Here is a 13,501-nt window from a genome sequence, read left to right on the forward strand (position 1 = left end):
ATGAAAGCAGAACTGATTAAACGTAACATAAAAAAAGAGTTTAACGGTTGGTGGATAATTAGTTTAGTTGGGGCAGTAGTGATTCTACTGCCTATCCTTTTTATTTTCTCTTCTATATTTCAAGAACCGAATGAAAACTGGTTTCATATTCGTCAGTACTTATTGAAGAATTATGTTGCAAATACTGTCATACTTGTGGCTGTAACGGGGATTCTTACGGCTTTTTTAGGTGTAACATTGGCATGGCTAGTTGCAGCCTATGATTTTCCGCTAAAAAGATTTTTCCGTTGGGGGTTAATTTTGCCTCTTGCGATTCCACCTTATATTGCAGCATATACCTATAAAACGATGCTAGGCTATACCGGAGTGATTCAAACCACGTTTCGAAATCATTTTGATTATCAAATCGAACCTGAGCTATTATCGGTTTCATCCTTACGTGGAGCCATTTTTATTTTTACGATATTTCTTTTTCCATATGTGTACATTATCACAAGAGCATTTTTAGAAAATCAAAGTACTTCTTATATTGAAAATGCAAGACTATTGGGAAGAAAGCCGTTAGCTGTATTCACTAAAGTAGTTCTTCCTCTTTCCAGACCTGCTATTGTTGGAGGTACCATATTGGTCATTTATGAAGTGCTGAGTGACTATGGACTTACCAGCTATTTAGGCATTCATACGATTTCAACGGCTATTTTTCAAACATGGTTCGGGATGTACGATGTGAATTCTGCTATGAGGCTTGCTGCTTGGTTGATGGTGATTATTGTTGGAATGTTTTTTTTAGAAAGACTGCTTAGACAGCGGCGGCGTTACCATGTAAGTAATAAATCGAGGCCATTAGTACCTGTGAAGCTGAAAGGAATTGCTGGAATAGCTGCGTTTATGTATTGTGGAGTCGTGTTTCTAATAGGATTTCTCATTCCGGTCATTCAGTTGATTGCTTGGGCAAGGATGACGTTTCATAAAGTTTGGGATTCTTCCTTTTTTACATTGTTTTATCAAACCGTCTATGTTGCAGCTTTATCTACATTGATCATCCTTATTCTTTCTATTATTGTTGCAAATGTTTGCCGATCTCATTCTTCCTTTTCATTCATATTATCAAAAAGTGTAACGACAGGTTATTCGATTCCGGGTCCAATTATTGCCATTGGTGTACTAGCGATGTTTATCTCACTTGATAAATGGCTCGCACCGATCTACGCTAATATGGGGCTTGGTGAAGCGCCGCTCATCTTAAGTCTATCTTTAGTCATGTTAATCGTTGGTTATTCCATTCGTTTTATGGCTACCGGATTTAATGCTATTGAAGTGGGCTTTGAAAAAGTGGGCACGAAATATATGGAAGCCTCAAGACTGCTTGGACTTGGTGTAACAAAAACCTTCTTTAAAGTGGATCTTCCTTTAATTAAAGGAGCTCTATTTAGTGGATTTATTTTAACATTTGTTGAAATTTGCAAGGAATTGCCATTGGCCTTGTTGTTGAGACCTTTTAATTTTGAAACGCTAGCAACAAAGACTTATCAATATGCAAACGATGAGCAAATATACGAGGCATCTATTTCCTCGCTTTTAATCATTTTAATTAGTATGTTATCTGTAATCATTTTTCAAATGATAGGTAAGAAGGTGAAATAATGAGCATTGTTGAAATTGAAGGTCTTACTTTTTCATTTTCTCGGAAGGAGAAACCAGTTATTAATGATTTTTCATTTTCGATGGAAAAGGGACAAATTGTGGGTATTCTAGGTCAAAGTGGAAGTGGAAAAAGTACGTTACTCCGCTTAATATCAGGATTAGAAATGCCGATGAAAGGAACCATTGTAATTGCTGGTACGGCTGTTGTAAGTGAAGGTGTATTTATTCATCCAGAGGAAAGAGGAGTGGGGATGGTTTTTCAAGACTATGCTTTATTTCCCCATATGACGGTGAAGGATAATATTCTTTTTGGATTATCCCGCATGCCTCGAAAGGATCGGAAGCAACGTGTAGATGAGATGTTGGAACTTGTCCAAATGGAGAGTTTTGAGAAACGGTATCCACATGAATTAAGTGGGGGACAGCAGCAAAGGGTTGCTCTGGCTAGAGCGCTTGCCCCAAAGCCGAATTTGTTGTTAATGGATGAACCATTTAGTAACTTAGATGCAGATTTAAAAGAGTCGATTCGGGAGGAACTTGGGATCATTTTGAAAAAAGCCAACATGACTTGTATTATGGTTACACATGATCGAAATGATGTTGAAGCGATATGTGATCATAGTATCGTACTCGGTCAATCGAATGTTACGAACGATCTCCACAGAAAAAAGTTCCAGAATATAAAATAGGTTGTAGGATTAAATGAGCATAACGTTGTCTAAACGGCAAGGTTATGCTTTTTTGTATGTTATAAATGAATTAGTTACAAACTAAGTAAAAAAGGGGGCGACAATATGAATCAAACAAAACTTGACCTTAACGTTCTTTCTGTTTTAGAAGATAAAATTCAATTAATTAAAACAAATAAAGGGGCAATTTATTTAGTGGGACCTATACGTCTTCCCATTAATTTGTATGGAGAAACGGTTGTCTTCAAATGGTATTGTTGGTTGAATTGTGATGAAGTTACAGAGGACTATGAGAGGATTATTGACAAGCTATCTTCTTCCAATTTAGCCGAATATCAACAATCCAGTGTATTAGTATATGGAAACTTTGAATATGCTGAGGATGCCATCATGAGAATGCATTCTATCTGCCATACAGGAGATATTTTTGGAAGTAAAAGATGTGATTGTGGTTTTCAGCTGAAACAATCCATGAAAATGATCACCGAACACGGTAATGGGGCATTATTTTATTTAGCTAATCATGAAGGTAGAGGCATTGGACTATTTAGTAAAGCGATGGCGTATGTCCTTCAGGAGAATGGTTATGACACAGTGGAAGCGAATATAAGTCTTGGTTTTGTAGATGATGCCAGAAACTATGGGGATGCTATTTTAGTCTTAAAAGCGTTACGCTCTAAACCGATAACACTAATGACAAATAACCCTAAGAAATTGGAAGCATTAAAAAGAGCTGGTTTAGAGATATCAGGAAGAGAACCTTTATGGGGGGATCTTTCTCAATTTAACGAAAAATATTTACAAACAAAGATTAAAAAGTCTGGTCACCTAGAAGATGAAGGGACTTACTCGAAAGACCAATGAATTGGAGACCGAGTAATTCAAAAGAGGGATAGTAATATGAATTTGGTTTCAATAAGAAATTTAGTTAAAACGAAAAGCTGCGGACTTATATCATATGAAGAAATATGAGAGAATTATGGCGGTGATTCGCTGGGAAAGAAGTTTAACTCTATAGGCAAAATTTGACTAGTAAACTAGTGGAATAAAAAAGAGTGTGGGAGGTAACCTACGCTTATTTTCGTCTCTAGTAAAAGCTCTCTTAATATAGAGAGTTACAGTTATAAAACAAATAAAAGTACCGGGCATCTTTATTTGTTTTATATGATTAGTCTTTTGATAATAGGTGAAAATAAAATATTGGATAAACGGTTTTGACAGCTAAAAAAGATTTAAGGTGATCATTTGAATGTTATTTCTCAATCTTTATTACTGCTTTATTTCATAAATATATTTAGTCATAATTTTTTCGAATTTTTATTCTATTATGAAGGTGGAATAGTTGATATAAACATGAGGAGCTATTATAGATGATACTTCAAGGTATAATTAAAGAAGCAGTAGTAAGGATTACGTCAAAAGGTAATCTTGATCATATAAATATTACTGGTATAACAGATAACTCTAAAGATGTTAAAGAGGGATATCTTTTTGTGGCCGTTAGTGGATATAGCTTTGATGGCCACGACTATATAACAGAGGCTATCCGTTTAGGAGCATCCGCGGTCATCGGTGAGCAAGACATAATGGATCTAGAAATTCCTTATATACAAGTCAAGAACAGCCGCAAAGTGTTAGGTATAGTAGCGAAGAAGTTTTATGGTAACCCAAGTAGTAAAAAAATTATGATAGGTATTACTGGAACAAACGGAAAAACGACAATAAGCTTTATGTTAAAACATATTTTAGAAAAGAATGGGATTTCATGCTCTGTTATTGGAACGCTTTCCTATATTATAAATGGTAAAACGATTGAATCCCAAAATACAACCCCAGGTACCATTAAACTAAACTCCTTATTGGCTGAGAGCAGGGATGAGGTGGTTATTATGGAGGTGTCTTCACATGGATTAGCCCAATACCGATTAGAGGGAATTGAATTTGATTATTGCGTATTCACGAATCTTTATCATGATCACCTTGATTTTCATGGAACAATGGAAGAATATTTTCAGGTGAAATCATTGCTTTTTGAAAAATTAAAGCCGAATGGTTTAGCGGTTATAAATGTAGATAATGATTGGGGAGAAAATCTGTATAAAAACCTGCACCACAAGAAAGTCAATACCTATTTAGTGGGTAAATCGAATGACTGTGATTTGTCCATTATTGATTATCATACAGCAACCAATCCTTTTATCTTATTGAAAGAAAAGGAAGAAACGGTGAAAATTCATCTACCTTTGCCCGGACAGCATAATTTATATAATGCAGCTTTTGCCTATGCTATTGCTAGAAAATTGCCTATAAAACGCGAAGAACTTATTTTGGGATTGAATCAATTTCCTGGTGTTCCAGGGAGATTTGAAACATACAGGAGTGAAGAAGGGATAACGATCGTCATTGATTATGCTCATACGGCTGATGCTATTTTTCATACCCTGCAAACTGCGAAAGAATGTGGAGCAAAAAGAATTTTTCATATTTTTGGATTCCGAGGAGGCCGTGATAAAACGAAAAGAGAAGAAATGGTCAAGGTATCTACAGAATTTAGCGATGAATTAATTCTAACTCTGGATGACTTGAATACAGAAAAGTATGACCAGATGGTAACTGAACTGAATAGACTACATAGCGAATACCCCTCTGGAAAAGGGTCAGTGATACCAGATAGGACTTTAGCTATTCAGACTGCTATTCAAAAGGGAACGAAAGATGATTGGCTTATCATTACAGGAAAAGGCCCTGAGCGTTATAAGCAATCTTTTGATTTACCAACGATGTCTGATAAAGAAACGATTCTATATTTACAAGAGAATAAAAATGAATGATGTAATGAGTGCTAATAAAGGTAGTAAAGGTGCCTGGCACCTTTACTTTTGGTTCAACTATAAAGTACCGATCAAACCGCCATCTATATTCACTGATGTACCCGTAACATAAGAAGCTGCATCTGAAACGAGAAATGCAATGACTTTAGCTGCCTCATCCGTATTTCCAATACGTCCTAGAGGGATTTGACGATTCTTACTTGAGAATTCTTCCCATGAAAGCTCTGGGTCTCCAACTTTCCACATCTTTTCTATTTGTTCACTTCGAATCCAACCAATACACACAGTGTTTACGCGAATATTGTCTGGACCAAGATCTTTACTCATTGCTTTTGTGAGAGCCATACCTGCAGCTCTACTTACTGAAGTAGGTAAAGAAGATGCAGGGGGGGTTTTTCCAATTGCCGCGGTTACGTTTAAGATGGCACCACCGCCTACTTCACGCATATATGGAATAGCATAGCGAGAACAATGAATGGCACCAAATAATTTTAAATCAAGGTCTTGTTGCCAAAGTTCCGTTTCTACTTTTTCAAATGGTTGGGCTTGAGAAGTCCCAGCGTTATTGACTAAAATATCTAAACGGCCATATTTCTCGACGGTTGCAGTAACAACCTTTTGACAATCATCTTCCTTTGTGACATCTGCTTCTATATAGAATACCTTTACTTCTGTGTTTTCAAATATGTAAGTAGCTGCCTCTTTTAATCTCTTTTTATTTCTTGCACAAATAGTTACCTCTGCTCCCTCTTTCACTAAATAAAGAGCCGTTTCCAATCCAATTCCTTTACTGGATCCTGTGATTAGTGCAACTTTTCCTTTTAACTGTAAGTCCATATTGAACTCCTTTCTTAATGATTTTATGAAGTAATATTACGGATACTTGAAAAGAGGATATCATTCTTTATTAGGATACAGCATACAGGTGTGAAGGTAAATGCAGTGATATTGAGGTTACCGATAATATCTATCATGATAATGGTTTAAAGGTATATTAACTGTTACAATAAAATTAAGTTGAAAAAATTGAAGTTTATAACAAAATAGGATTTTTATGGTAAAATGGAAATGATTATTTATGTGATGGGAAGACGTTATGCTTAGGAAAATATTTAATTTTAACAGCTATCCGAAAGAATTCCCCTTCCTCAAGCCTGTGAAGGGCGCAGTCCAAGGGTAGGGAGGAGATGAATTTTGGTTGGCTTTAGCCAAATGGAACAACTGGACTGTCCTAGTCAGTCCTTTTTCTTTTATGTTAGCTTAGCTAAAGGTTTGATTTAGTTGAGCAACATAGATTTTTGGCAGACAAAGGAATTGGTTTTTAATAATGAATTGATCAAAATACATAGTAATTCCTTCTGAATAAAAAGTAATAAAACTGTAACCAAACTGTAAGGGAATTACAGATATATTATAATATTATTAAAACGGTCAAAAACTACTTACAACCTCCCGAAATTTATAGAAGAATAGAAGTCAGATTAGGGTAGTCTATAAAAATTGTTGGGAGGTTAAATATGAAAACGAGAGATGCTTATTATGACAATGCAAAATTTTTCCTTATTTTTTTCGTTGTATTTGGTCATTTCATACAATCATTTATTCACGAAGAGAAATGGATTTATACGTTATACACTACGATTTATACGTTCCATATGCCAGCGTTTATTTTAATATCAGGATTTTTTGCGAAAGGGTTTCATAAAAAAGGATATCTAAAAAAAATCGCGAAAAAATTGATCATTCCTTATTTAATTTTTCAAGGAATATACTCACTCTATTACTTTTTTATCAATGAACAAAGAGCAATTGAATTAGATCCTTTAAATCCACAGTGGTCATTATGGTTTTTAATTAGTTTATTTTGCTGGAATGTGATGCTCCTTCTATTTACAAAGTGGAAAGCAAGCTTTGCCCTTTTTTTATCGGTAGCTTTAGGAGTATTCGTTGGTTATTTTGATGAGATCAACAACTATTTAAGCTTGTCAAGAACCTTTGTCTTCTTTCCATTTTTTCTACTTGGATATTATTTAAAGAAGGAACATTTTGAACGACTTCTTGATTTTAAGTTCAGGTATATCTCGTTATTCATTTTCATTTTACTATTTGTCGCATTTTATCTGCTGCCTGATTTTGACTATAAATGGCTGTTTGGTTCCAAGCCATATAATGCCCTTGATCACTCATACCTAAATGGAGGAATCGTTCGTTTAGCCGTTTATGGTTTAACTTTAATGGCGATACTCAGCTTCTTAGCGTGGGTTCCTAGACAAAGGTATTTCTTTACAAAATGGGGCACGAGTTCAATCTATGTCTATCTCTTACATGGTTTCTTTATCAAATATTTTAGAAACAGTGAATTAGTAGGAGTTATAAATGATTCTGAACAAATAGTTGTATTAGTCACCTTGTCCATTTTGTTAATTGCTTTCTTATCAAGCAAAATGATTAGAAAAATTACTCAGCCTTTGATTGAATTGAAACCTTCATTTTTTAAAAAATATACAATGGACTTAAGTCACGAACGGCAATGAGGTAGAATAATCTTAACAAATACTTTGCTGCTTGTCGGGAAAGAAATTTTTATTATAAATGCTACATGAAGGCAAGAGTCACTGGGAAAACTCCTAATAAGTACTTATTAGGAGTTTTCTTATGAAAAAGTATTTCTTTTTATTTTGTATTGTTTTGATCCTATTTGGGAATCATGCTTGGCCCCCTTCTTCCTCTGCGAGTACAAAGGTGATTAACCTGGTAGCTCTTGGTGATTCAATCACACATGGCTCAGGTGATCCTTCTAAGAAGGGGTATATAGAAAGAATGAAAGTTAAATTGGAAGAAAAAAAGAGCATGCCTGTTCAAGTGAGCAACTTTGGAATACCGAAATATACGACCGAAAATATTTTGGCACAGTTGAAAGATGGAAAAATAAAGAAGCAAATCAAAAAAGCTAATTATATTCTTCTTTACATCGGTACGAATGATTTTAGAAAGAGTGCAGGATACAAATTCAATCAACTGGATGTAAAAAAAATAAATCAAGGAAAATTAACATTCTCAGCAAATCTTCATCAAATTTTAGATAACATGAGAAATGAGAATTCTACTGCACCCATCATCGTTTTAGGGTTATATCATCCCTATGTGGAATATCAGAATCATCAGGAAATTCTTAAGGTGATTGAACACTGGAACAACGAGATTGTTGATGTTATTGGTGATTTTGATCAGACATTCTTTGTTCCTACTCTCGACTTATTTCAAAATAAACCGAAAAAAATATACTTTAGTGATTCCCTGCATCCTAATCCTGCTGGTTATCAACTAATTGCCGAGAGACTGTTAAAAAAAGCAATCCTATTGGAAGGACATTCGGATCATTAACTAGAAAAATTCACCTTCTTTATTTTGTTAGAGTGATGTAATTTAATGATGCTCTTAAGAACGTATTTTTACAGTAAAGTCGTCAATATAAGGTTCGCTCTCAGCTTTGTTAGTAACTGCATATGTATTAAACTATACATTGTATGCCCTGCATTCTGCATACAATGTATAGTTTAATGTTATAAAAAGTTGATCTTCTTTCATATTTTATTTATTTTATTTCGTTCCATTTTCATTTTTTTTTCATAAGCATAGTAATGAGGAGTGAATGTTATGAAAAAGGCACAGGAACAGTTTGAGATAGAAACTCTGAAGCATATTAGAAATAGACTTGATTATATTCACTCTATTTCTAAAAGTTACAATAATGATAACCCTGAATTAATGGACACGATTGAAAGTTTAGCTGCAGTGGCAAACATGTTTGCAAAGATTAAATTAGAAGAGTTAAACGGTAATGTAGAAACATCAAGCCCTCAAGGATTCATTGTGAGTAAACTAGGAAACTCATACTCAAGAATGAAAGACTATGAAAAACAAAAAGACATAGAATTTCCGACTTGGAAGCTCTGATATTTATTTTGTGATTTTCAATAGAGGTCTTAATGTATCAAAATAACATTAAGACCTCTATATAAAAGGAAGGCTTATTAGACAGCCCTTTATATGTTTTACTGTCTGTAATGGTTTAAAACTCTTCATATATAGCAGGGTCTTGATTGTTAATTCTACCATCAGGGAAAGTTAATCCTGAAATCATGCCCATTTCTGTTTCGTCTAGAGAAAAATCAAAGATGGATATATTTTCAAGTTGTCGTGTAGGGGATGAAGATTTAGGAATAGAGATGGCTCCAAGTTGGTAATGCCAACGTAAAATAATTTGTGAAATTGACTTGTTATGATGGTCAGCAAGCGTTTGAAGCGTATCAATTTTTAAGTCTTTTATTCCTCGAGTTAATGGACTCCAAGACTCTGTCACAATATTATTCTCTTCATGCCATTTTCTTTGCGGTTCTTGATTGAAAAATGGATGTAATTCGATTTGGTTTACGCTTGGTTTTACGCTAGTTTCCTTTTCTAAACGTTCAATATGTTCAGGTAAGAAATTACAAACACCAATAGAACGAATAAGACCCCATTTTTTAGCATCAATTAAAGCTTGCCAAGCTTCTACATATGTATTCTGTTTAGGGTTAGGCCAATGAATAAGATATAAATCATAATAATCGAGGTTTGCACGGTATAAAGATTCCTGAATGGTCGTAACAGCTTTGTCATAGTTTTGATAGCGACCTGGTAATTTGGATGTAATTCTTAATTCTTCTCTTGAAACAGAACTGCGTTTAACGGCTTCACCTACAGTTCCTTCGTTTTCATAATTATAAGCAGAATCAATAAGTCGATAGCCTACATCCATTGCACTTTGTATCGCGGTGGCACCTTCATTACCCTTAAGTGTATATGTACCCAAACCTATAACCGGTAGAGTAACTCCATCATTAAGTGTAATCTCTGGAATGGATTTCCCCATAACAAATCACTCCTTTCAATAATATTTTAAGATTATCATAATTATGAATAAATTTCATTGTTTTGAATTGTGGGTGTGAGAGATAAAGAAAGAGTTGATGACAGCTCTTTCTTTAGCCAGCCAACGTAAGTAGTTTTATTCAAGAAACAAGAAACTATTTTTAAAGTTAAACGTAGTAATACTATACAGATTTAAAAATAATGTATTTTGGATCAACCTTTTTTATAAGCCAATACCACGATCTTATTTTCTAATAGATGGGTTGAATTATATAGTGCGAAACGAAATTCATTTTTAATGGTTAACAAAATATTCACATTTTGTTGAAAAGTCGTGACTTATATCATTAAACTATTTTATCTATTAATTTAAAATTAAGATTGATTGAAAGGGGAAAACGCTTAAGAACATTATATTAAATGAGGAGTTCTAGTTCATATTGTACAAAAAATAAAAATGAGCAAAGAAATTATATTGAATGAATAATTGAAATTAGGAGGAAGAACAAATGAATTTATTATCAAAAACAAGAAAGATCAATGCTTTGTTACAAAAAGCCGCAGGGAAGTCTGTGAATTTTAAGGAAATGGCTGAGACACTAAGTGACATTATTGAAGCAAATATTTTTATTGTTAGTCGTAGAGGTAAGTTACTTGGCGTTACTGTTAACCATCAAATGGAAAATGAACGAATGACACAAATGCTTGAGGACCGTCAATTTCCTGAAGAATATACAAATAATTTATTCCATATTAGAGAAACATCTTCAAACCTTGAAGTAAACAGTGAACATTCTGTATTCCCATTAGAAAATAAAGATTTATTCAAAAATGGATTAACAACCATTGTTCCAATTATCGGTGGAGGAGAACGTTTAGGAACATTAATTATAGCAAGACTCCAAAAGCCGTTTCATGATGATGACCTCATCCTTGCAGAATATGGTGCTACAGTAGTTGGTATGGAGATACTTCGTGGAAAATCTGAAGAGATTGAAGTGGAAGCAAGAAGTAAGGCTATCGTACAAATGGCGATTAGTTCATTATCTTACAGTGAACTAGAAGCCATTGAACATATCTTTAAAGAACTTGATGGGAAAGAGGGTTTATTAGTTGCTTCAAAAGTTGCCGATCGAGTTGGAATTACTCGTTCAGTCATTGTGAATGCCCTTCGTAAACTTGAGAGTGCTGGTGTAATTGAATCACGCTCCTTAGGCATGAAAGGAACCCATCTCAAAGTATTAAATGATAAATTTCTAATTGAACTTGAAAAGTTAAAGTCTAACAAAAGCTATCTTGCTTAAGAAATGAACTAGAAGTTTGATATCTATATTGTCCGAAATATCAAACTTTCTATTAAGCGCTTGTGCTTTACTATCATTATTAGAAATCATTTTACCTTTTACGATAGAGAAGTGGAAGAACATCCTCTATTCCAATGAGGGGATGAATTCCATTTCTTTTTAGTTTCAAGAGGATTTCAGATAATCTAATAATAGAGTATATGTTCGTTTTTTATAAATGGATATCGAAAATGGTTGAATGTATGGTTATTCTTTGAAGCATATTAAATAGTAATTGATTATTCAAAGGGTGATCACATGAACGAAAAGAAATTTCTTAATTTTTTATTTACAAGTGGTGTCATTGCATTTCCTTTTTATAACACCAATGACCTTGTTTGAAACATGGTTAGAAAAAAATACAAGTTTAATCAAGTGGAAAAATGGATGGAACTGGTACCATACATATGTGTCTGCATTTCTAAAATATTTAAAAGTTCGGTTTTTAATGGGGCTAATAAGATATTTATCTCATTTACAAAAGACTTATTTAAGTAAAACTCAGAAAGTTAAAATTCCGGTTGACTAATTAAAGACTAAACTATAGTAAGATTAGTAACGTCAAGGATAAATGGAAGGTTCCATTATATTCATCACATTGAGATTACCAATGTGATACATGAAATCCCACCCCTCAGACTTATTTTTTTAGGGGTGGGATTTTATTGTTTATACTACTAAATTTAGAAGTAACCTTATTAAGAATATTTCCTCTAAAAGTGTTTCTACAAAAAGGGCGACACCTTTCTTATGGTATAATTTCACTAACATCGAATTAATTAAACCTGATTATTAAAAAAACTAATAATATTCAAACTTTATTTATTTATACAATAAAAAAAATCCTTTACAATGGAAACAAAGGTGGTCCTGTTAAATTCAATCTTAAAGGATAATCGGTTATGGACAAGAATACACTACTTTCATTTATATAGACAGTAAGCACCACCTTTATTGGGGTCTTTACTTTTGACTTTCAGTCATAAAAAACTTGCATTGAAAGTTCTAGTTATATGTATACAATGGTAGTGAAATGCGGGAGTTGACATTTTAGGAATGAATCATAGATTCATTGATTTTCATAAAAAACGTTATGAGTGGGCTTTTAATGCGAAGACAGAATTTATTAATTGTTTCGTTCGATTAGATGTACATGAACGTTCCTTTAATCACTTAACAAAATTGTACAACGAAGCTGAAGAAACAAGGAAACGAGAGCTTGAAGAATATGAAAAAAACATTGAAAAGCTCGAGAAATTAATAGAAAGCAAAAGACTTCAAATCAATCAGGAATTGAACGTATTTAACATAAAGGACAAGCAAATTTCAAGGGAAATAGAGAACTATAGAGGTTTAACCGTGTACTTAGAAAAAATAATGAAAGATACTAAAGCAATTGAGGTTGAACCGATTGTGAAAGATATGATTATATACAATGCAAGCCATAAAAAAGCGAGCATCTTAAATGGTTATGCTTCAAATTTACAGTCTATTGTCAAAATGAATTTGGAGGAGCAGCTTACGGATATAAAAGAGAAAGTGCATAATTTAAACATAACGTCAGTCAATGATTTGAGACTCCCTGAGTTAGATTCGATTCCGAGAATTTATCAAAAAATTGATTCTTTTTGGTTAACAAATAGCTATGACAAAGCATTTTACAATTTGTGCGATCAAGCAATTGATTGGGTAGTTAAGCTGTATAAAGCCTATATGAAGGTTTTGACTCTGATTTTAAATGAAGTAGTGGAGCAAAGTGAGCAATTATTGAAAAAAGCAGAGGATTTGAAACGAATAAAAGATGAAAAAGTAGAAAAGTTACATAAAGAAATTATTGTAGATAAGAAAAAGCGAGATCTGCTTCATACACGCTATAATGAAGTGCACGAAATGTGGAAACAAGATTGTGAACATGCTAAGCAACTACAAGGTTATTTTATCAAGCACTGGCTACAGTATAAGGAAGAACTTCAGCATTATTTCCTATCTGGTAATGCCGAAGAACGTTGGTTTGTATCACAATATTTACAGCTTCTACAGCAAGACGGTGAAAAAATTATCCAATCTTTGAATATATGAG

12 protein-coding genes are annotated in these 13,501 nt (G+C 33.6%); 10 read left to right on the top strand and 2 right to left on the bottom strand.

Going from position 1 to position 13,501, the window contains the following annotated elements; translation table 11 throughout:
* From JMM81_RS07465 to JMM81_RS07480, 4 genes are all read left to right on the top strand, one after another.
* Complete coding sequence (locus JMM81_RS07465; RefSeq protein ID WP_256240932.1) at positions 1-1,644, top strand: ABC transporter permease; 1,644 nt, start codon at positions 1-3, stop codon at positions 1,642-1,644.
* Positions 1,644-2,333: an ABC transporter ATP-binding protein gene (locus JMM81_RS07470; protein WP_256240933.1), complete on the top strand. Its 690-nt coding sequence runs from the start codon at positions 1,644-1,646 to the stop codon at positions 2,331-2,333. Before JMM81_RS07465 ends, JMM81_RS07470 begins: the two co-directional genes overlap by 1 nt.
* 105 nt (positions 2,334-2,438) lie before the next feature.
* Positions 2,439-3,197: a GTP cyclohydrolase II gene (locus JMM81_RS07475; RefSeq protein ID WP_256240934.1), complete on the top strand. Its 759-nt coding sequence runs from the start codon at positions 2,439-2,441 to the stop codon at positions 3,195-3,197.
* Between the two features lie 506 nt (positions 3,198-3,703).
* Positions 3,704-5,164 (top strand): UDP-N-acetylmuramoyl-L-alanyl-D-glutamate--2,6-diaminopimelate ligase, encoded by a 1,461-nt coding sequence (locus JMM81_RS07480; protein ID WP_256240935.1) that lies wholly within the window; start codon positions 3,704-3,706, stop codon positions 5,162-5,164.
* 57 nt (positions 5,165-5,221) lie between these two features.
* On the opposite strand, the gene JMM81_RS07485 is transcribed toward JMM81_RS07480, so the two are convergent.
* Positions 5,222-6,001, bottom strand: a complete 780-nt coding sequence (locus JMM81_RS07485; protein ID WP_256240936.1) for an SDR family NAD(P)-dependent oxidoreductase — start codon at positions 5,999-6,001, stop codon at positions 5,222-5,224.
* 680 nt (positions 6,002-6,681) lie between these two features.
* On the opposite strand from JMM81_RS07485, the gene JMM81_RS07490 reads away from it, so the two are divergent.
* The 3 genes from JMM81_RS07490 (at position 6,682) to JMM81_RS07500 (ending at position 9,121) form a co-directional block, all read left to right on the top strand.
* Positions 6,682-7,698 (top strand): acyltransferase family protein, encoded by a 1,017-nt coding sequence (locus JMM81_RS07490; RefSeq protein ID WP_256240937.1) that lies wholly within the window; start codon positions 6,682-6,684, stop codon positions 7,696-7,698.
* Positions 7,699-7,819: 121 nt separating this feature from the next.
* A complete protein-coding gene (locus JMM81_RS07495; protein ID WP_256240938.1) occupies positions 7,820-8,548 on the top strand; it encodes a GDSL-type esterase/lipase family protein in 729 nt (242 codons plus the stop codon).
* Positions 8,549-8,821: 273 nt separating this feature from the next.
* Positions 8,822-9,121 (top strand): hypothetical protein, encoded by a 300-nt coding sequence (locus tag JMM81_RS07500; RefSeq protein ID WP_256240939.1) that lies wholly within the window; start codon positions 8,822-8,824, stop codon positions 9,119-9,121.
* A 115-nt stretch (positions 9,122-9,236) separates the two neighbouring features.
* Here the strand turns inward: JMM81_RS07500 and JMM81_RS07505 are convergent, their stop codons facing one another.
* Positions 9,237-10,079 (bottom strand): aldo/keto reductase, encoded by an 843-nt coding sequence (locus JMM81_RS07505; protein ID WP_256240940.1) that lies wholly within the window; start codon positions 10,077-10,079, stop codon positions 9,237-9,239.
* A gap of 508 nt (positions 10,080-10,587) precedes the next feature.
* Here JMM81_RS07505 and codY point away from each other — a divergent pair.
* From codY to JMM81_RS07515, 3 genes are all read left to right on the top strand, one after another.
* The gene (codY, locus tag JMM81_RS07510; RefSeq protein WP_256240941.1) at positions 10,588-11,382 is read left to right on the top strand and encodes a GTP-sensing pleiotropic transcriptional regulator CodY; all 795 of its coding nucleotides are present in this window, start codon (positions 10,588-10,590) and stop codon (positions 11,380-11,382) included.
* 337 nt (positions 11,383-11,719) lie between these two features.
* The gene (locus JMM81_RS22820; protein ID WP_309143480.1) at positions 11,720-11,950 is read left to right on the top strand and encodes a CBO0543 family protein; all 231 of its coding nucleotides are present in this window, start codon (positions 11,720-11,722) and stop codon (positions 11,948-11,950) included.
* A 527-nt stretch (positions 11,951-12,477) separates the two neighbouring features.
* Positions 12,478-13,500: a hypothetical protein gene (locus JMM81_RS07515; RefSeq protein ID WP_256240942.1), complete on the top strand. Its 1,023-nt coding sequence runs from the start codon at positions 12,478-12,480 to the stop codon at positions 13,498-13,500.
* Position 13,501: the final 1 nt, after the last annotated feature.

Source organism: Bacillus sp. V3B (genome assembly GCF_024494465.1).
Classification (GTDB): domain Bacteria; phylum Bacillota; class Bacilli; order Bacillales; family Cytobacillaceae; genus Bacillus_BD.